This window comes from Rhodoferax sp. XS2R6 (assembly GCF_056521365.1).
The window spans coordinates 956,065-974,366 of sequence record NZ_JBWMAY010000001.1; the positions used below are offsets into that span (position 1 = coordinate 956,065).

An 18,302-nucleotide genomic window follows, 5' to 3' on the forward strand; every position below is an offset into this window, starting at 1 on the left:
ACCTATTCCATCTGTATACCTTGAAGGAGTTCCCATGAAAAAGCGCCAGTTTCTCCACGCCATTGCCTTCGCTGCTGCCACGCTGGCGGCAGGCTCCGCATTGGCCCAAGCCACCCCCATCAAGTTCCAGTTGGACTGGCGTTTTGAAGGCCCCGCCGCCTTGTTTTTGACACCTGCAGCCAAGGGTTACTTCAAGGATGCCAAGCTGGACGTGACGATTGACGCGGGCAACGGCTCTGGCGGCACGGTGACCCGTGTGGCGTCTGGCGCCTACGACATGGGTTTTGCCGACATGGCTGCGCTGATGGAATTCCACGCCAACAACGCGGATGCGCCCAACAAACCCGTGGCCATCATGATGGTTTACAACGACACACCGGCCTCGGTCATGGCGCTCAAAAAGTCCGGCATCAAAACCCCGGCCGACCTGAACGGCAAGAAGCTCGGCGCCCCCGTGTTTGACGCTGGCCGCCGCGCGTTCCCGATTTTCTCCAAGGCGAACAACATCACCGGCGTGCAGTGGACCGCCATGGACCCCCCGCTGCGCGAAACCATGCTGGCCCGTGGCGACGTGGATGCCATCACCGGCTTTACCTTCACCTCGCTGCTGAACCTGGAAGCCCGCGGCGTGAAGGCCGAAGACGTGGTGGTGCTGCCCTACCCACAGTTTGGCGTGAAGCTGTATGGCAACGCCATCATCGCCTCGCCCAAGATCTTGAAAGAGAATCCCGAAGCCGTGAAAGCCTTCTTGGCTGCGTTTGCCAAGGGTATGAAGGATGTGATCGGCAACCCGGCCGCCGCCATTGGCGACGTGAAGGCACGTGACGGGATCATCAATGCCGAACTCGAAACCCGCCGCCTGAAGCTGGCGATCGACACCGTCATCAACAGCGCCAACGCACGCGCCGAAGGTTTTGGCCAGGTGAATGGCCCGCGCCTGTCGCTGATGGCATCGCAGGTGTCCGACGCTTTCAACACCAAGAGCCGCGTGAACCCCGATGTGGTGTGGAACGGCAGCTACCTGCCCACCAAGGCCGTGCTCGACGTATTGCCCAAGAAGTAAGCCATGAGTGCACCCGCATCCCCCTGGTTTGTCGATTTTCAGGATGTCTGGCTGGCCTACAACGAAGAGCTGCTCAAGCAGAACCACTTCGCGGTAGAGGCCATTGACCTGAAGGTACGCAAAGGCGAGTTTATCGCCATCGTCGGCCCTTCGGGCTGTGGCAAGTCCACCTTCATGAAGCTCACCACCGGCCTGAAGATGCCGTCCATGGGCAAGATCCTGATCGACAACCAGCCGGTGACCGGGCCGCTCAAAATTTCGGGCATGGCGTTTCAGGCGCCCTCGTTGTTGCCCTGGCGCACCACGGTCGACAACGTGCTTTTGCCGCTGGAAATCGTGGAGCCCTACCGCTCCACCTTCAAGCAAAAGCGCAAGGAATACGAGGAACGTGCCCGCAAGCTGCTGCAAAAGGTTGGCCTGGCCGGCTACGAAGACAAGTTCCCCTGGCAGCTCTCGGGTGGTATGCAGCAGCGCGCCAGCATCTGCCGCGCGCTGATCCATGAGCCCAAGATGCTGCTGCTGGACGAGCCGTTTGGCGCGCTTGACGCGTTCACGCGCGAAGAGTTGTGGTGCATCCTGCGCGACCTGTGGACCGAACAGCAGTTCAACGTGATTCTGGTGACGCACGACCTGCGTGAATCCGTATTTCTGGCCGACACGGTGTATGTGATGAGCAAGAGCCCCGGCCGGTTTGTGGTGAAAAAAGAGATAGAACTGCCGCGCCCGCGCGAGCTTGAAATCACCTACACCAAAGAATTCACCGACATCGTGCACGAGCTGCGCGGGCACATCGGTGCCATGCGCAAGACCGGCGCCACCATCAACCAATAAGGTCCTCCCATGAACAAAAAACAAGTGGAGATGTGGTCGCCATGGATCCTGCTGGTCGTGGTGATCATGCTGTGGCAAATCCTGTGCTCGGCGTTTGAAGTCTCCGAATTCATCTTCCCCAGCCCGTGGCGCATCTGGACCCAGTTTTGGGAATTCAAAGGCATCATCGGCGCGCACGCATGGCGCACCTTCTGGGTCACGATGGTGGGCTTTGGCATTGCCATTGTGGTGGGCGTGCTGCTGGGTTTTGTGATTGGTAGCTCGCGCCTGGCTTATGCCGCGGTGTATCCGCTGATGACGGCGTTCAACGCGCTGCCCAAAGCTGCCTTTGTACCCATCCTGGTGGTGTGGTTTGGCATTGGTGTGGGACCGGCCATCCTCACCGCCTTCCTGATCAGCTTCTTCCCCATCATGGTCAATATCGCCACCGGCTTGGCCACGCTGGAGCCCGAGCTGGAAGACGTGTTGCGCGTGTTGGGTGCCAAACGCTGGGATGTGCTGATCAAGGTCGGCCTGCCGCGCTCCATGCCCTACTTCTATGGCTCGCTCAAGGTCGCCATCACGCTGGCTTTTGTGGGCACCACGGTGTCCGAAATGACAGCGGCGAACGAAGGCATTGGTTACCTGCTGATCAGCGCGGGTTCGGCCATGCAGATGGGCTTGGCCTTTGCCGGCCTGGTCGTGGTGGGCGCCATGGCGATGGTGATGTACGAGCTGTTCAGCGCGATTGAAAAACACACCACGGGCTGGGCACACCGCGGATCGCAAAACACCTGATGTCACCAGAACAGATCGAGCGCCACCTGCTGCGCGCCAATGCCGTGGCCCAACGTGCCATTGGCCTGGGCAAACACCCCTTCGGCGCCATCCTCGTCGCACCCGATGGCGAAACGGTGCTGGCCGAGCAGGGCAATGTGGACACGGTGAACCATGCCGAGTCCACCCTCGCGCGCACCGCAACCACCAACTTCACCCCCGAATACCTCTGGGGCTGCACCCTGGTAACTACCGTGGAGCCCTGCGCCATGTGCGCAGGCACGCAGTACTGGGCCAACATCGGTACCCTGGTGTTTGGCATGACCGAGCGGCGCCTGTTGGAGCTGACCGGCAACCACGCCGAGAATCCCACCATGGACCTGCCCAGCCGCACCGTGCTGGCTGCTGGCCAAAAACAGGTGCAGGTGATAGGCCCGGTGCCTGCGGTCGAAGAGGCCATTGCCGCCTTGCACCTGAACTTCTGGAAGCACTGAGGCCCAAGCCTCGGTAGACGAACCCGTCATGGTGTGGCACGCCCAGTTAGACCTGAACTACCGGCTTGAAGCAGGCCGCACCGTCGCGCGCCACCAGCACAGCGGGCCGCTGCGCATTTTGCAAAGCCTGTACCCCGAGGGCGATGGCATTTGCCACAACGTGCTGGTGCACCCGCCCGGTGGGCTGGTGGGTGGCGACACGCTGGACCTGCGTGTGCACGCCGGCGTCGGTGCGCACGGCCTCATCACCACACCGGGTGCCACACGCTTTTACCGCTCGGACGGCCCCTGGGCCACGCAAACCACCCGGCTGACGCTGGACGCCGGTGCGCGCATGGAGTGGTTGCCGCTAGAAGCCATTTGCTACGACGCCTGCCAGGCCCGCAACCAGTTGCGCCTGGAGCTGGCACCCGGCGCGGAGTGCCTAGGCTGGGACACCACCGTACTGGGCCTGCCCATGGCCCAGCTGCCGTTCACGCAGGGGCAGTTTGAACAGCACATCGAGATCCCCGGCGTCTGGCTGGAGCGTGGGCTAGTCGACGGGCAGGACCACCGCCTGCTCAACAGCCCCGCGGGCATGGCGGGGCAGCGTTGTCTGGCCACGCTCTTCTTTGCCGCCGGCAGCCCGTTGCCGCGTGACCGCAAAGAGGCGCTGCTGGACACGGCCAGGGCCTGCCTGCAAGACCACCCACTGGCCGGCACTGCCGGTGCCACCAGCCCCCACCCACAACTGGTGGTGTTGCGGGTACTGGCGCCCCATGTAGAGCCGGCCATGCAACTGCTGCGCAGCGTGCGCCGTGCCTGGCGCGCCCAGCAGTGGGCGCTGGAGGCGGCGGACCCGCGCATCTGGGCGATGTAACAGGCTACCTTTTTTGTAGCGCAGCGCCCATAATGCGCCATCGATAGACCAACGCCCACCCTGCAGGGCGCACGGCAAGACACCTGATGGCTGCGCTAGAAAACGACTTCTCCGCCTGCTCCGCCCTGGTCGTGGACGGCAACCCCACCTCGCGCTCGATTCTGGTATCGCAGCTGCGTGATTTCGGCGTGGCATCCGTGGCCCAGGCGGCACGCCCTGTGGATGCGCGCCGGCAGCTGGAATTCAAAACCTTTGACTTTGTGCTCTGCGAGCAGCACTTCCCCAGCGACAACACCTCGGGCCAAGACTTGCTGGACGACCTGCGCCGCAACCAGTTGCTGCCCTTCTCCACCGTCTTCATCATGATCACCGGTGAAGCCACCTACGCCAAGGTGGCCGAGGCCGCCGAGTCGGCGCTGGACGGCTACATGCTCAAGCCCCACAAGGCCACGCAATTGGGCGACCGGCTGGTGGCCGCCCGCATCCGCAAGGTGTCGTTGCAAGAGATCTTCAGCGCCATTGAAGACGAACGTTTTGAAGACGCGGCCAAGCTGTGCCTGGACCGGTTTGAAAGCAAGGGCATGTTCTGGCTGTACGCGGCGCGCGTAGGCGCCGAGCTGCTGCTGCGGGTGGGCCGCTGCGCCGATGCCCAAACCCTGTACAAGGCGGTGGTGGAGGCCAAAACCCTGCCCTGGGCCAAACTGGGCGTGGCCCGCTCACTGCTAGAGGCGGGGCAGATCAACCAGGCCACAAGCACCCTGGAGCGCCTGATCGGTGAAGACCCCAACTATGCCGACGCCTACGATGTGATGGGCCGCGCCCACTTTGAGCTGGGCCGCTTTGACAAGGCGCTGGAGACCTACAAAATGGCCGCCACGCTGACGCCAGCCTCCATCAGCCGCCTGCAAAACCTGGCCATGATGACCTACTACGCCGGTGACCATGAAGAGGCTGAGAAGCTGCTGGACAAGACGGTGCGCCTGGGCTTGGAGTCCAAGATGTTTGACGCACAAACCCTGGTGCTGCTCGCCTTCGCCCGGCTGGAGCTGGCCGACCGCAAAGGGCTGCAGCGTTGCCATGACGACTTTGTGCGCCTGATCGACAAAGACCCGGAAAACCCGCGCTTGCCACGCCTGGCGGGCATTGTGGACGCGCTGAACCTGATCCAGCAACACCAGTTTGCGCGGGCGGTGGAAACTGTGCGTGACCTGGCCAAAACCGTGCGGGAACCCCTGTTTGACTTTGAATCTGCCTGCAATCTGGTCGCCCTGCTGGCACAGCTGGCGCACAAGGCGATTCAGCTCAACGAGGTGGATTCCACGGTAGACACGCTGGCCAAGCGTTTTTGCAGTAACCGCTCGCTGACTGAACTGCTGGCCGCCAGCGCCAGCAGCTACCCGCCGTATGCGGACACCATTCGCGTCGCGCAGACGCAGGTGCTGGAGTATGCGGAAACAGCCATGTCCCTGAGCATGTCGGGCAACCCCACGGCGGCGGTCAAAAACCTGATCTTGCACGGCCGCGAAACCCTCAACGCCCGGCTGGTGGACAACGCCTATCAACTGCTGCAGAAACACGCGGCCAAGGTGCCGGAAGCGCTCACGCTGACAGCCATGGTGGAAGAGCTGCGGGCACAAACCGGCCCCACCGTCAACCGTGCATCGCTGGGAGAGCAAAAACGCCAAGCCGGGGGCTTGGCGCTGCGTACCGGCAAACGTGCGGCCACCGAGGCAACACCCACAGCGGCCTAGATCGCCACTAGGCTGCGTACGCCGTCAATTTCCATGTTTTGGCCCATGCCGCGCGCCAGCACGGCGCCACGCTCCATCACCACGTACTGGTCAGCCAGTTCCTGGGCAAAGTCGTAGTACTGCTCCACCAGCACGATGGCCATGGTGCCGCGGTCGGCCAGCATACGAATTACGCGGCCAATGTCCTTGATGATGCTGGGCTGGATGCCTTCGGTGGGCTCGTCCAGGATCAGGACCTTGGGGCCCGCCGCCAGCGCACGCGCAATGGCCAACTGCTGTTGCTGCCCACCGGACAGGTCGCCGCCACGGCGGCTCAGCATCTGTTTGAGCACCGGAAACAGATCGAACAATTCGGTCGGAATCGGTGTGCCTGCGCTCTTGTAAGCCAGGCCCATGCGCAGGTTTTCTTCCACCGTGAGTCGGGCAAAAATCTCGCGGCCCTGCGGCACAAAACCCAGGCCCAGGCGGGCGCGTTCGTAGGGCGTGAGTTTTTGGATGGGTTTGCCATCGAATTCGATGCTGCCGGACTTGATGGGCACCAGGCCCATCATGGACTTGAGCAACGTGGTCTTGCCCACCCCGTTGCGACCCAGGATGACCGTGACCTTGCCGATCTCGGCCTCCAGGCTCACATCGCGCAGGATGTGGGAGCCACCGTAGTACTGGTTGACGTTGTTGATTTTCAGCATGTGCTCACAACCTTAGCGACCCAAATAAACTTCAATCACCCGCTCGTCGGCCTGCACCTGGTCCAACGTGCCCTGCGCCAGTACCGAGCCGTCGCACAGCACGGTAACGATGTCACTGATGGTGCGGATAAAACTCATGTCGTGCTCCACCACCATGAGGGAGTGCTTGCCCTTGAGCGTGAGGAACAGTTCAGCCGTGCGTTCGGTTTCCTCATCGGTCATGCCCGCCACGGGCTCATCCAGCAGCAGCAGCTTGGGGTCTTGCATGAGCAGCATGCCGATCTCCAGCCACTGCTTCTGGCCGTGGCTCAGGTTGCCGGCCAGGCGGCCCACGCTGTCGGCGAGGTGGATGGTGTGCAGGATTTCGGCCAGGCGGTCGCTCTGGGCCGAGTCCAGCTTGAAAAACATCGAAGCCTTCACGCCCTTGTTGGTTTTGAGCGCCAGCTCCAGGTTTTCAAACACGGTGAGCTGCTCAAACACCGTGGGCTTCTGGAACTTGCGGCCAATGCCCAGCTGCGCAATCTCGGCTTCCTTGAAGCGCAGCAGATCAATGGTGCTGCCAAAAAACACGGTGCCCGAATCGGGCCGCGTCTTGCCGGTGATGATGTCCATCATCGTGGTCTTGCCCGCACCGTTGGGGCCGATGATGCAGCGCAGCTCGCCGGGCGCGATGTCCAGCGAGAGTTTGTTGATCGCCTTGAAGCCATCGAAGCTCACGCTCACGTCTTCGAGGTACAGGATGCGGCCGTGGGTGACATCCACCTCACCGGCCTTGGCCACGCGCGAGAAGCCTGCGGCGCGGCCACCCGATTCGGTTTGGCCCTTGTTCGCTGCCAGGGCAGCAATGTGCGCCTGAACGCGTTTTTCGCCTTGTTCCAGCAGATCGGGAGTCATGCCTTGCCTCCCTTGAGTTTCTTGATCAAACCGACCACTCCATCGGGAAGGAACAGGGTCACACCAATAAACAGCGCGCCCAAAAAGTACAACCAAAACTCGGGGTAGGCAACGGTCAACCAGCTCTTGGCGCCGTTGACGATGAAGGCGCCGATGACCGGGCCGATCAACGTGGCTCGCCCACCCACCGCGGCCCAGATGGCAATTTCGATGCTGTTGGCGGGGCTCATTTCACTGGGGTTGATGATGCCCACCTGCGTGACATACAAGGCACCAGCCACGCCACACATCATGGCCGAGATGGTCCAGATGGTGAGCTTGAAACCGATGGGGTTGTAGCCACTGAACATGACACGCGTTTCTGCATCGCGCACGGCCTGCAACACCCGGCCAAACTTGCTGTTGACCAACCAGCGCGACAGCAAAAAGAAACCCAGCAAAATGGCGGCGGTCAGCACAAACAGCGTCATGCGCATGCTGGTGGTGGCCATCGGGATGTCCAGAATGCGTTTGAAATCGGTGAAGCCGTTGTTGCCGCCAAAACCGGTCTCGTTGCGGAAGAACAGCAGCATGGCCGCAAAGGTCATGGCCTGGGTGATGATGGAGAAATACACGCCCTTGATACGCGAGCGGAAGGCGAAGTAGCCAAACACAAAGGCTACCAGCCCCGGCACCGCCACCACCAGGAACAGGGTGGCCACAAAACTGTCCGACAGCGCCCAGTGCCAAGGCAGCTCTTTCCAGTCCAGAAACACCATGAAGTCGGGCAGCGCGCTTTTGTAGTTGCCGTCCAGCCCGATCTGGCGCATGAGGTACATGCCCATGGCATAACCACCCAGTGCGAAGAACAGGCCATGGCCCAGGCTCAGGATGCCGGTGTAGCCCCAGATCAGCCCCATGGACATGGCGCAGATGGCGTAACACATGATCTTGGCGGTCAGTGCCACGGCAAAGTCGCTCAGGTGGAAGGCGCTGCCTTCGGGCACCCAGAGGTTGAGCACGGGAACCAGGGCGCACAGCACCACCAGAGCACCCAGCCAGGAAACCCAGCCGGTGCGGGTGAGCAGAGGTTGCGGGGTGGGAAGAACGAGGGTTGGCAAGGGGGTACTCATGCTTCTGCGCTCCGGCCCTTCATGGCAAAGATGCCTTGGGGACGTTTCTGAATAAAGACGATGATGAAGACCAGCACGGCGATCTTGGCCAACACAGCGCCGGTCCAGCCTTCCAAAAATTTGTTGAGCACACCCAGGCCCAGCGCGGCGTACACGGTGCCGGCCAGTTGGCCCACACCACCCAGCACCACCACCATGAACGAGTCGACGATGTAGCCTTGGCCCAGGTCTGGGCCTACGTTGCCCACCTGGCTCAGCGCGCAACCGGCCAGGCCCGCGATTCCGCTGCCCAGCGCAAACGCATAGGTGTCAATACGGGCGGTGTTCACGCCCATGCAGCTCGCAATCGGGCGGTTCTGCGTGACACCACGCACAAACAGGCCGAGGCGTGTCTTGCTGATCAGGAAGGCCACACCACCCAGCACGGCCAGCGCAAAGCCGACGATGACCAGGCGGTTGTACGGCAGTGACAAGTTACCCAGCACCTGCACACCCCCACTCATCCAGCTCGGGTTCTCCACCCCCACGTTTTGCGCACCAAAAATCGTGCGCACCAGTTGCATCAGCATGAGGCTGATACCCCAGGTGGCCAACAAGGTTTCCAGTGGGCGGCCATAAAGAAAACGAATCACACTGCGCTCCAGCGCCGCCCCCACCAGGGCCGACGCCATAAAGGCCACCGGCACCGAGGCCAGCAGGTACCAGTCAAACGCGCCGGGCAGGTATTTTTGAAACAGGCCCTGCACCACGTAGGTGGCGTAGGCGCCAATCATCATGAGTTCGCCATGCGCCATGTTGATGACGCCCATCAACCCGTAGGTAATGGCCAGACCCAATGCGACGAGCAACAGGATGGAACCCAGGCTGATGCCGCTGAACATGGCGCCCAGCCGGTCGCCCCAGGCCAGGCGGCTTTCCACCGCGCTCAGGCTTTTTTGCAGCGCCACTTTCACGGCGCTTTCAGTTTCGCCCTGCAGGCGTTCGCTCAGCAGGGTCTTGGTGGCCGCCAGGCCGCTGTCACCCAGCAGGGTGGCGGCTTCCAGGCGTTTGGCCGGGTCTTCGCTGGACAGCAGGGCCGAAGCACGCAGCAGCGCGAGTTGGTCCTTGATGTCGGTCACCGTCTCGGCTGCCAGTGCCTTGTCCAGCAGGGGCAGCTTGTCCATGTCCACATTGCCTTGCAGCGTGGCCACGGCGGCGCGGCGCACCGCCACGTCGCTGGACAGCAGCTTCACGGCGGCCAGCGCGTTGTCCAGCTCGCCGCGCATGCGGTTGTTGTTCATCACGTCTTCGGCGGTGTCGGGCAGCTCGACCTCGGCGTTGGTCACCGGGTCCACACCTTTGCCGTCCACCACCATCACGGGCGCTTCGCCCACCAGTTTCACGCTGTCGTCCGACAGGGCCTGGATAAAACGCACGGTGCGTTCATCGGCTTTGGCCACAGCCGCTTGCAGGGCCGCCACGCGGTCATCACTCTCGCCCAATGTGATGGCTTTGGCCTCCTGGGCCGTTAAAGCGTGTGCGCTGGAAGCTACAAAAATCGTAGCAAGCAGCAGGAGCTGGATGAATTGCTTTGGCATACGCCAATGTCTCCGGTTGAATGGAACAAGCCGCCACGGCCCAAAGGCTGTGGCGGCTAAAGCTAGAAACTAGCTTCCCCCTGCCTTCGCCTTATTTCTTTGCGGGCTCGTCAGGCTTTTTGTCGTTGCCTTCGATGTACGGAGACCATGGCTTGGCCTTCACAGGGCCGGGTGTCTTCCACACCACGTTGAACTGGCCGTCGGCCTTGATTTCGCCGATGAACACGCTCTTGTGCAAGTGGTGGTTCTTCTCGTCCATCTTGCTCACGATGCCGGAAGGTGCCTTGAAGGTCTGACCAGCCATGGCGGCAATCACCTTGTCGACTTCGGTGGTCTTGGCCTTCTCGACGGCTTGTTTCCACATGTTGATACCGATGTAGGTGGCTTCCATCGGGTCGTTGGTCAAAGGTTTGTCCTTGTGACCGGCGATGCCCTTGGCCTTGGCGTAGGCAGACCACTTCTTGATGAAGTCGGTGTTGGCAGGGTTCTTGATCGACTGGAAGTAGTTCCAGGCGGCCAGGTGACCCACCAGCGGCTTGGTGTCCACACCGCGCAGCTCTTCTTCACCCACCGAGAATGCAACCACGGGCACGTCCTTGGCCTTCAGGCCGGCGTTGCCGAGTTCCTTGTAGAAAGGCACGTTGGAGTCACCGTTGATGGTGGACACCACGGCGGTCTTGCCACCAGCAGCAAACTTCTTCACGTCCGCCACGATGGTTTGGTAATCGCTGTGGCCAAACGGGGTGTACTTCTCGTCAATGTCGGTGTCCTTCACGCCCTTGCTCTTGAGGTAGGCGCGCAGAATCTTGTTGGTGGTGCGGGGGTACACATAGTCGGTGCCCAGCAGCACCCAACGCTTGGCACCGCCGCCTTCTTTGCTCATCAGGTAGTCGACTGCGGGAATGGCTTGCTGGTTAGGCGCAGCACCGGTGTAGAACACGTTTTTGGACAGCTCTTCACCTTCGTACTGCACGGGGTAAAACAGCAGGCCATTCAGCTCTTCCACCACGGGCAACACGGACTTGCGGGACACCGAAGTCCAGCAACCAAAGATCACGTCGACCTTGTCTTGTGTCAGCAGCTGCTTGGTTTTTTCAGCAAACAAGGGCCAGTTGGAAGCGGGGTCCACGATGACGGGTTCGAGCTTCTTGCCCAGCAAACCGCCCTTGGCGTTGATTTCGTCAATGGCCATCAACACGGTGTCTTTCAACACGGTTTCCGAAATGGCCATGGTGCCGGACAGGCTGTGCAAAATGCCAACCTTGATGGTGTCGGCAGCGTAGGCTGGCAAAGCAGACAGGGTGGTCAAGGCGACCGCAGCGGTCAAGGCCTTCAAAGAAAATCGACGTTGCATGTGGGCTTCTCCGTGGGGTTAAAAAATCTATCTCGCCCAAACCGTGCTTCGCTGACGAAGCGCTGGTTGGATGCGATAAGGTGACTTTAGGGACCCGGGGCAGAAACCGAAATACGCCGTGTGGCGTACAACATGGCGATCAGGGGTAACGCGTTTATGCTATTAATTTAGTAGCTGTTTGCGCATATCCCATAAGGGCTGGAGGCCTAAATGGCTTGTAAATAGTCGTCTACCACCTGTGCCAACCAGTCCATCACCACGCGTACGCGTTTGGACTGGTTGCGCCGGTTGGCGTACACCAGCGTCAAGGGCATGGGCGGCGCCACATGCTGCGGCAACAGCTCCACCAGCAGGCCGCGGCGCAGCAAGTCCAACACGCCCACACACGGCACCTGGATAATGCCCAGCCCTGCGGCACAGGCAGAGGCATAGGCTTCCGCGTTGTTCACCGTCACGGCACCCTGCATGGGCACGGACAGCAGCTCCCCATCCTCCAGGTACTCAAACGCATCGGGCTTGGCGCCCAGGATGTTGGTGTAGTGCACCAGGTGGTGGGAGGCCAGATCGGCCGGGTGCAGCGGCGTGCCCTGCTGCCGCAGGTAGGCAGGGCTGGCGCAGTTCACCATGCGCATGTTTCCCAGCGGCCGCGCCACCAGGCTGGTGTCGCCCACAGTGCCCGAGCGCAACACGCAGTCAAAGCCCTCGCGCACCAGGTCCACCCGGCGCTCGGTGCTGCTGATCTCCAGCTCCAGCAGCGGGTGCTGCGCCAGCAGCTCTGGCAGGCGTGGAATGACGGCGTGGCGCGCCATGCTGGTGCTCATGTCGATGCGCACGCGGCCGCGCAGGTTGTGCACGCCCTGCTGCTGGAACATGGTTTGCACCTCGTCCACATCGGCCAGCAGATCCTTGCAGCGCTCGTAAAACACCTGGCCGTCTTGCGTGGGCTGCACCTTGCGCGTGGTGCGGTGCAAAAGCCGCGTGCCCAACTCGGCTTCGAGCTGTTGCACGGCGGTGGACACACTGGCCTTGGGCAGGCCCAGCGCGTCGGCCGCCTGCGTAAAGCTGGCCAGCTCAGCCACGCGGGTGAAGATCAACATGCGGTCTAAGGTGCTCATTGTTCAATTATTACGAACAAATCAATCAATATCTAGATATTTATCAAATCAAAACCACTCAATAGACTCGCTTCCATCACCAACCCACCAAGGAAGCCTGCATGTCTACCACTCCCTCCTCCACCCCCATCGCACTCGTCACCGGCGGCAGCCGTGGCCTGGGCAAAAACACGGCGCTGCACCTTGCGAAGAACGGCAGCGACGTCATCCTTACCTACCGCAGCCAGGCTGCCGAAGCGCAGGCCGTGGTGGCCGAGATCACCGCGCTGGGCCGCCGCGCCGTGGCCCTGCAGCTGGACACCGGCGACAGCGCCAGCTTTGCAGGTTTTGCCGCGCAGGTGAAAGCCGCACTGGCCACCACCTGGCAGCGCGAACGTTTTGACCATCTGGTGAACAACGCCGGTGTGGGCGTACACGCCAGCCTGATGGAAACCACCGAAGTGCAGTTCGACACGCTGATGAACATCCACCTGAAGGGCGTGTTTTTCCTCACCCAAAAGCTGCTGCCGCTGATGAACGACGGCGGCCGCATCGTGAACCTCTCCAGCGGCCTGGCCCGCTTTGCGCTGCCCGGCTATGCGGCCTACGGTGCGATGAAAGGCGCGATTGAGACGCTCACGCGTTACATGGCCAAGGAGCTAGGCCCGCGCGGCATTGCCGTCAACGTGGTGGCACCCGGCGCGATTGAGACCGACTTTGGTGGCGGCGCAGTACGCGACAACGCCCAGCTCAACGCCTTTGTGGCCAGCAACACCGCACTGGGCCGTACCGGTGTGCCCGACGACATTGGCGCCATGATCGCCTCGCTGCTGACCCCGGCTAACCGCTGGGTGAATGCCCAGCGCATCGAGGCCTCGGGTGGCATGTTTTTGTAAGCTGCGGCGGTGCGCTAAGGCGCACTGGTGAGGGGCACAGCGGCTCGGAGCGGCCGCTGTGCTTGCGGCTAAACATCCAAGCTTGGGCAGGTTTGGGCCATCTGCGAGCATTTGCAGGTGGCTGCTTACATCGCTAGGCTGAACGCCTGCAGACTGACCGCGGCCCCAGCGATTGTTGCCCTGCCTGCGCCAAAGCGGACATTGGCAACCAAGTGTTGATGGGCAACTTTGTGGCCAGGAGTTCATCGAAGTTAGCAGCCGTGATGGGCTGGTAATTGTCTTTGATCAAACTCGCGCAATCGTCAAAAATCGACCCGAAGCGGAATTCCGGAAGGTCTGATTGGGGCCCAACAGCAGACATTCAATCGCGAAACCAAATCATTGCCTGAAACGACTGAAATGCAGCGAAATCGGTCGCTCAACATAACCCTCTGACTATCCGCGACCGTATCACGAGTGGCCACACTCACATGCACGCCTTTTATCTGTCATAGCGCAAGACTGTCCCCGCCCCACTTAGGTTCAACTGCTCACCTAAAACAAGTTTCGACTAGACTTTGCTCGCAACACAGGGGGCGGCATTGATTGCGAACCCATATGCTTACCCAGTCACGATGCCTGCGATACACACTTACCTCTTGCGCCATGACCAGAAACACAAAATCTCTCCCATTTCGCATTCTTGCAACCACGTTCGCTCTAATTTTTGCTGGTAGTTCCTGGGCAGCAGTTGGGGATCAATTCGCTAAGATGACTATTAACAAACCTGACAAGGTTCAGGCTGGTCACTTGGCTTTCGTTGATGCGTCTCAAGGGAAATTGATTGAAACGGATCTCACAGGCAAGATCACGTGGGAGTTTTCCATCCCCATGAGCATGCTCGGTAGCGGAAGATTGTCTGCCGGAACTGATGTCGAATGGTTGCCCAAGTCAGATCATTTCTTGCTGGCTATCGCTGGTGCAGGTGTTTTTGAGATCAATCGCCAAGGCCAGACTACGTGGAAATACCTGACCAGGTTTGCAGATCACGATGCGGACAGACTGGACAACGGCAATACACTTTTTGTAAACGGTTGGGACGCGGACAGTGACCCGGTCATGACTGAAGTGGACAGCGATGGTAAGGTGGTATTGCAACTATTCGCGCGTGACTTGGAACTGATTTCCACTGACCGTCATAGCGTCGCCAGTGAACAGTATTCAAACACGCATGCCAATGCTGTCCAAAAGTTGGGGCCTGGTGAGTATCTTCTTAGCCTGAGAAACTTCAATCAGTTTGTCAAAATCAAAGATGGAAAGGTGACCGGACGGGTCAAAAACGCCCGCAATGTGCACGATCCGCTTCCATATGAAAATGGCTTTTTGTTTGCTGCGCACCTTGCAGAGGACAAAAGCGCTCTCATGCGTCAGATCGGCCCCGGTCAACGGGAGCCATTTTTCAGGCCTGATGACGGAACTTGGACACCCTTGAGAACTGTTGAATTACTTCAAAACGGAAATATTTTGATTACAGGTGGGCGTGAAATTGGGCAACTGGACAAAGATGGTGATCTCGTCTGGAGCGTAGTGGTGGAGCATTTCGGGTCTGGAAAAAATGCCCAGAAGACTGGGAGTTATTTATACAAAGTTGCCTTTGTGTATAAGTGAATATCTCGTCTGACCTCTATTGAAACTATGGAATTTCAGCACCCAGCCAACGTAGTGCATTGACCAATGAAAGACTGAATGCACCCGTGGCTTTCCAACCAATAAGTGGTTATGACGCTGAGTGCCTTATGCCAACAAGATGCAAGCACGACGTCCCGCTCCAAACTACAGTTTTGACCGCACCAAAGCTGCCATCCACGACAGTCCGTCCTTGTCCAGTCCGGGCGCTCATGCAGAATTTAAGGTGTTGCATCGACCGGTTGAATCCGCCCGCATAGGTGACCTCGGCAGGCGCGCCTCATTTGTAACCGATCGGATGTCCGCTTTCGGGCAGGTATTCCAGGAGTTCGGGGGACCGCTATGGGCGGATTCCTGCGACGGAATAGGTTCAGTTGGTCGCAGTCACCAAGGACCGCTATCAGGAAATAGGCTGATCTCCGCCCAATCCGCACGACCTCAAGAAGGATACACGCCCCCCTCAAAGCTTGACACTGGTGCGCAGCAGCGCTGTTCTCAACTCGCGGCTGGCCGGTTTTGAAACATCCACGCCTTGCACCGCAAGGTTGAACTGTGAGCCTGGTCTGATGTTGGTTGGCAGTACTTTTTTTACGGGATTCGTAGTGGGGTACTTGCCATCCGCAGGACACATACGAACGGAGAACCCGAATTCGTCGAGTACACCTTTCGCGTACAACTCCGCCAATTGCTGAAACGACACGAATGTTGACCGCCTCACTTCTTTGCCCCCTGGCTCACTGATGCCACGAACGATCTCGAATTTGCCAAGGGAGTCGCGTTGGGTATTCGTGAAGGGATGCAGCACCAACGTCACACGAGGCCCTCCCTTTACGGGCGTTAGCGTGTGCTCTACGGCAATATCCGTTAACAGCATGTCATTTTCCTTGTCATTCCAAAAGCCACCGGGGAGCCTAGGCCCCTGAGATGCGCCAGTGTGTAACCTGGGCAACCCGCATCGTGCGGGGATGGACTTTAACTGAACGACTGCAAAGGGCAGCCTGATACCAAGCACGTGCGCCGCAACTAGGCCTCCCCAAACCGGAAGCTCGACGCCGTCACACCGCCAAAAATCGCGTCCTCGTGGTAGACGCAGACGGCGCTGTCGGCCTCGGCCGCACCCACGGCCACCATCAGCGGCAACAGGTGCTCTTCGCGCGGGTGGCACAGGCGGGCCGCTGGGGCCTGCTCCCAGTCCAGCAAGTATTGAGTACGTTGCGCCGGTGTGGATGCCAGGGCAGCTTGCAGCCAGGCGTCAAACGCCTGCGAGGGCTCGCGTGCAGTGCGGCCAAAGGCGCGCAGGTTGTGGTAACTCAAGCCACTGCCCACGATGAGCACGCCCTCATCACGCAGCGGCGCCAGGGCACGGCCCAACGCGAGGTGCTGCGCCGGGTCCAGCCCGGTCCGCAGGGACATTTGCAACACCGGCACCTCGGCATCGGGAAACATCACGGCCAGTGGCACAAAGGTGCCGTGGTCGTAGCCGCGCTGCGCGTCTTGTGCCACCGGCAGGCCAGCCGCTTCCAGCAGGCCCTGCACCCGCGCCGCCAAGGCAGGTGCGCCGGGCGCGGGGTAGACCACCTCGTAGGTGTGGGGCGGGAAGCCGCCGTAGTCGTACACCATGCCGGGTGCCGGGCTGCTGCCCAGCGTGAAGGCGCGTGCCTCCCAGTGCGCGGTGACCATTAACACCGCCTTGGGCGTTTGGCCCAGCTGGCCGGGGATGTCGGCCAAGGACTGGGCCAGCGGCTGCATGGCAGGGGCCATCTCGGGCATCCAGGGCCAGGGGCCGCCGCCGTGCGAGATGAAGTAGGTGGGCAAACGTTGGGACATGGTGAGTCTCCTTCAAACAATCAGTCGCCCAGGTCAATCTGCTGGGCCAGGGGCACGCCTGCGGGCGCTTCGTAGTCGGCCACCACCCAGGCGCGTGTGGTGTGGCTGGCGGCTTCGCGCAGCAGCTCCAACACACAGCGGATGGAGGTTTTGTCGAGTGCGGCAAACGGCTCGTCCAGCAGAGTAAGCGCTGCACCCGAGGCGAGTGCCGCAGCCAACCAGACCTTGCGTTTGGAGCCGGTGGACAACATGTATAGCGGCTTCTCCAGATGTGGGGTGAGGTCCAGCGCCTCGCTCAGCTCGGCCAGCAGCGCGGCATCCCACCCCTGGTAACGCGCGGCTGTGCTGGCCAGAAAATCCACGCCGCGCATGGAGTCATGCGCTGTGGTGCGCGGGTCCATCCAGAACAGCTGCGCGCGGTAGGCCGCGGGTGCGGTGGCCAGCACCGTGGTGCCAATCTGCAGGTGGCTGCCGGGCAGCAGCAAGTCGCCCGCCAAGCAGCGCAGCAGGCTGCTTTTGCCCCGCCCTTCCCCACCGCCCACCCAGCTCACACCGGGCGGAATCTGCAACGCTGGCAAGTCCAGCACAGACGTACCCGCAGGCGCCCAGCGCAACGCCCGGGCCTGCGCCACCGGGGTGGGCGTAATGACGGGAGAAACGGAGGATACAGGGGGCATGGTGGCAGTCAATGGGTGGCAACAGACGTCTATTTTGCTACCAATACAGGAGCTGCTTGCGCAATATCCACGGGGGCTAGAGGCCAATTTTGCATCAAAAACGCAATAAAAAAGCCAGCCCTCGGGCTGGCTTTTGCCGAGGCAGGGGCCGCAGGTTTACTGCTTGATGGCTTCCAGCGCGATGGTGATGGTCACGTCGTCACCCACGTACGGTGCGAACTTGCCGGCGTTGAACTCGGTGCGCTTGATGGTGGTGGTGGCTTCCGCACCGATCACGTCCTTCTTGTTCATGGGGTGGGTGGTAGACACAAAGTTCACGATCTTCAGGGTCGCAGGCTTGGTCACGCCCTTGATGGTCAGGTTGCCTTCCACGCTAGCGGGCTTGTCGCCGTCAAACACCACCTTGGTGGATTTGAACGTGGCGGTGGGGAATTTGGCGGTGTCCAGGAAGTCTTCGCCCTGGATGTGGCCGTTGAACGCAGTGAAGCCGGTGTCCACACCCTTCATGTCGATCAGCACGTCCACGGCGCCAGTCTTGGCGGCCTTGTCAAAGGTGACGGTGCCGGTGGTGTTGTTGAAGCGGCTTTGCTGGGTGGACAGGCCAAAGTGGCTGTACGAGAAGCGGGGGAAAGTGTGCGAGGTGTCAATCACGTAAGTGGCGGACTGGGCGCTGGCAGCACCGGCGAAGGCGGAAAGTGCCAGGGCGGCAGCGATGAGGGATGTACGCATGGAAAACTCCTGATTTACGGGTTGGGTGAAAAAG

General features: G+C 60.7%; 18 protein-coding genes. 8 read left to right on the forward strand and 10 right to left on the reverse strand.

The annotated features are described in order from the left end of the window. Positions 1-34 precede the first annotated feature (34 nt). The 6 genes from AC097A_RS04535 to AC097A_RS04560 all read left to right on the forward strand — a co-directional run bounded on the left by AC097A_RS04535 (position 35) and on the right by AC097A_RS04560 (position 5,754). Positions 35-1,063: an ABC transporter substrate-binding protein gene (locus tag AC097A_RS04535; protein WP_479619922.1), complete on the forward strand. Its 1,029-nt coding sequence runs from the start codon at positions 35-37 to the stop codon at positions 1,061-1,063. A 3-nt stretch (positions 1,064-1,066) separates the two neighbouring features. Continuing rightward, entirely contained in the window at positions 1,067-1,894 is an 828-nt protein-coding gene (locus tag AC097A_RS04540) for an ABC transporter ATP-binding protein (protein WP_105261149.1), read from the forward strand. Positions 1,895-1,903: 9 nt separating this feature from the next. Beyond that, positions 1,904-2,671 (forward strand): ABC transporter permease, encoded by a 768-nt coding sequence (locus tag AC097A_RS04545; protein ID WP_105261150.1) that lies wholly within the window; start codon positions 1,904-1,906, stop codon positions 2,669-2,671. Next, a complete protein-coding gene (locus tag AC097A_RS04550) occupies positions 2,671-3,144 on the forward strand; it encodes a nucleoside deaminase (protein WP_479619923.1) in 474 nt (157 codons plus the stop codon). Before AC097A_RS04545 ends, AC097A_RS04550 begins: the two co-directional genes overlap by 1 nt. Before the next feature lie 28 nt (positions 3,145-3,172). Beyond that, positions 3,173-4,003, forward strand: coding sequence for an urease accessory protein UreD (locus AC097A_RS04555; RefSeq protein WP_479619924.1), 831 nt, complete (start codon positions 3,173-3,175; stop codon positions 4,001-4,003). A gap of 86 nt (positions 4,004-4,089) precedes the next feature. Then, complete coding sequence (locus AC097A_RS04560; protein WP_315478742.1) at positions 4,090-5,754, forward strand: tetratricopeptide repeat protein; 1,665 nt, start codon at positions 4,090-4,092, stop codon at positions 5,752-5,754. Here AC097A_RS04560 and urtE read toward each other — a convergent pair. The 6 genes from urtE to AC097A_RS04590 form a co-directional block, all read right to left on the reverse strand. Further along, positions 5,751-6,443: an urea ABC transporter ATP-binding subunit UrtE gene (gene urtE / locus AC097A_RS04565; RefSeq protein WP_315493645.1), complete on the reverse strand. Its 693-nt coding sequence runs from the start codon at positions 6,441-6,443 to the stop codon at positions 5,751-5,753. The two genes, AC097A_RS04560 and urtE, sit on opposite strands and share 4 nt — an antisense overlap. Before the next feature lie 12 nt (positions 6,444-6,455). Next, the gene (urtD, locus tag AC097A_RS04570; RefSeq protein ID WP_315493646.1) at positions 6,456-7,337 is read right to left on the reverse strand and encodes an urea ABC transporter ATP-binding protein UrtD; all 882 of its coding nucleotides are present in this window, start codon (positions 7,335-7,337) and stop codon (positions 6,456-6,458) included. Continuing rightward, the gene (gene urtC, locus AC097A_RS04575; protein ID WP_479619925.1) at positions 7,334-8,449 is read right to left on the reverse strand and encodes an urea ABC transporter permease subunit UrtC; all 1,116 of its coding nucleotides are present in this window, start codon (positions 8,447-8,449) and stop codon (positions 7,334-7,336) included. The genes urtD and urtC overlap by 4 nt, the downstream gene beginning before the upstream one ends. Further along, positions 8,446-10,026, reverse strand: coding sequence for an urea ABC transporter permease subunit UrtB (urtB, locus tag AC097A_RS04580; RefSeq protein WP_479619926.1), 1,581 nt, complete (start codon positions 10,024-10,026; stop codon positions 8,446-8,448). Before urtB ends, urtC begins: the two co-directional genes overlap by 4 nt. Before the next feature lie 91 nt (positions 10,027-10,117). Continuing rightward, positions 10,118-11,380: an urea ABC transporter substrate-binding protein gene (gene urtA, locus AC097A_RS04585; protein WP_105261158.1), complete on the reverse strand. Its 1,263-nt coding sequence runs from the start codon at positions 11,378-11,380 to the stop codon at positions 10,118-10,120. 206 nt (positions 11,381-11,586) lie between these two features. Then, positions 11,587-12,495, reverse strand: a complete 909-nt coding sequence (locus AC097A_RS04590) for a LysR family transcriptional regulator (protein WP_479619927.1) — start codon at positions 12,493-12,495, stop codon at positions 11,587-11,589. Between the two features lie 101 nt (positions 12,496-12,596). Between AC097A_RS04590 and AC097A_RS04595 the strand changes: the two genes are divergently transcribed. Next, positions 12,597-13,370, forward strand: coding sequence for an SDR family NAD(P)-dependent oxidoreductase (locus tag AC097A_RS04595; protein WP_479619928.1), 774 nt, complete (start codon positions 12,597-12,599; stop codon positions 13,368-13,370). 645 nt (positions 13,371-14,015) lie between these two features. Continuing rightward, positions 14,016-15,017, forward strand: a complete 1,002-nt coding sequence (locus AC097A_RS04600) for an aryl-sulfate sulfotransferase (RefSeq protein WP_479619929.1) — start codon at positions 14,016-14,018, stop codon at positions 15,015-15,017. Between the two features lie 478 nt (positions 15,018-15,495). On the opposite strand, the gene AC097A_RS04605 is transcribed toward AC097A_RS04600, so the two are convergent. The 4 genes from AC097A_RS04605 to AC097A_RS04620 form a co-directional block, all read right to left on the reverse strand. Next, the gene (locus AC097A_RS04605; protein WP_479619930.1) at positions 15,496-15,909 is read right to left on the reverse strand and encodes a hypothetical protein; all 414 of its coding nucleotides are present in this window, start codon (positions 15,907-15,909) and stop codon (positions 15,496-15,498) included. A 149-nt stretch (positions 15,910-16,058) separates the two neighbouring features. After that, on the reverse strand, positions 16,059-16,862 hold the full coding sequence (locus AC097A_RS04610) for a DODA-type extradiol aromatic ring-opening family dioxygenase (protein WP_479619931.1): 804 nt from the start codon (positions 16,860-16,862) through the stop codon (positions 16,059-16,061). A gap of 20 nt (positions 16,863-16,882) precedes the next feature. Then, positions 16,883-17,539, reverse strand: a complete 657-nt coding sequence (locus AC097A_RS04615; RefSeq protein ID WP_479619932.1) for an ABC transporter ATP-binding protein — start codon at positions 17,537-17,539, stop codon at positions 16,883-16,885. A gap of 156 nt (positions 17,540-17,695) precedes the next feature. Beyond that, positions 17,696-18,268: a YceI family protein gene (locus AC097A_RS04620; protein ID WP_479619933.1), complete on the reverse strand. Its 573-nt coding sequence runs from the start codon at positions 18,266-18,268 to the stop codon at positions 17,696-17,698. Between the last annotated feature and the right edge of the window lie 34 nt (positions 18,269-18,302).

Bases quoted from the DNA above. Each gene is read 5' to 3' on its own strand.
- AC097A_RS04535 (WP_479619922.1), top strand. From the start codon at position 35: ATGAAAAAGCGCCAGTTTCTCCACGCCATTGCCTTCGCTGCTGCCACG.
- AC097A_RS04540 (WP_105261149.1), top strand. From the start codon at position 1,067: ATGAGTGCACCCGCATCCCCCTGGTTTGTCGATTTTCAGGATGTCTGG.
- AC097A_RS04545 (WP_105261150.1), top strand. From the start codon at position 1,904: ATGAACAAAAAACAAGTGGAGATGTGGTCGCCATGGATCCTGCTGGTC.
- AC097A_RS04550 (WP_479619923.1), top strand. From the start codon at position 2,671: ATGTCACCAGAACAGATCGAGCGCCACCTGCTGCGCGCCAATGCCGTG.
- AC097A_RS04555 (WP_479619924.1), top strand. From the start codon at position 3,173: ATGGTGTGGCACGCCCAGTTAGACCTGAACTACCGGCTTGAAGCAGGC.
- AC097A_RS04560 (WP_315478742.1), top strand. From the start codon at position 4,090: ATGGCTGCGCTAGAAAACGACTTCTCCGCCTGCTCCGCCCTGGTCGTG.
- urtE (WP_315493645.1), bottom strand. From the start codon at position 6,443: ATGCTGAAAATCAACAACGTCAACCAGTACTACGGTGGCTCCCACATC.
- urtD (WP_315493646.1), bottom strand. From the start codon at position 7,337: ATGACTCCCGATCTGCTGGAACAAGGCGAAAAACGCGTTCAGGCGCAC.
- urtC (WP_479619925.1), bottom strand. From the start codon at position 8,449: ATGAGTACCCCCTTGCCAACCCTCGTTCTTCCCACCCCGCAACCTCTG.
- urtB (WP_479619926.1), bottom strand. From the start codon at position 10,026: ATGCCAAAGCAATTCATCCAGCTCCTGCTGCTTGCTACGATTTTTGTA.
- urtA (WP_105261158.1), bottom strand. From the start codon at position 11,380: ATGCAACGTCGATTTTCTTTGAAGGCCTTGACCGCTGCGGTCGCCTTG.
- AC097A_RS04590 (WP_479619927.1), bottom strand. From the start codon at position 12,495: ATGAGCACCTTAGACCGCATGTTGATCTTCACCCGCGTGGCTGAGCTG.
- AC097A_RS04595 (WP_479619928.1), top strand. From the start codon at position 12,597: ATGTCTACCACTCCCTCCTCCACCCCCATCGCACTCGTCACCGGCGGC.
- AC097A_RS04600 (WP_479619929.1), top strand. From the start codon at position 14,016: ATGACCAGAAACACAAAATCTCTCCCATTTCGCATTCTTGCAACCACG.
- AC097A_RS04605 (WP_479619930.1), bottom strand. From the start codon at position 15,909: ATGCTGTTAACGGATATTGCCGTAGAGCACACGCTAACGCCCGTAAAG.
- AC097A_RS04610 (WP_479619931.1), bottom strand. From the start codon at position 16,862: ATGTCCCAACGTTTGCCCACCTACTTCATCTCGCACGGCGGCGGCCCC.
- AC097A_RS04615 (WP_479619932.1), bottom strand. From the start codon at position 17,539: ATGCCCCCTGTATCCTCCGTTTCTCCCGTCATTACGCCCACCCCGGTG.
- AC097A_RS04620 (WP_479619933.1), bottom strand. From the start codon at position 18,268: ATGCGTACATCCCTCATCGCTGCCGCCCTGGCACTTTCCGCCTTCGCC.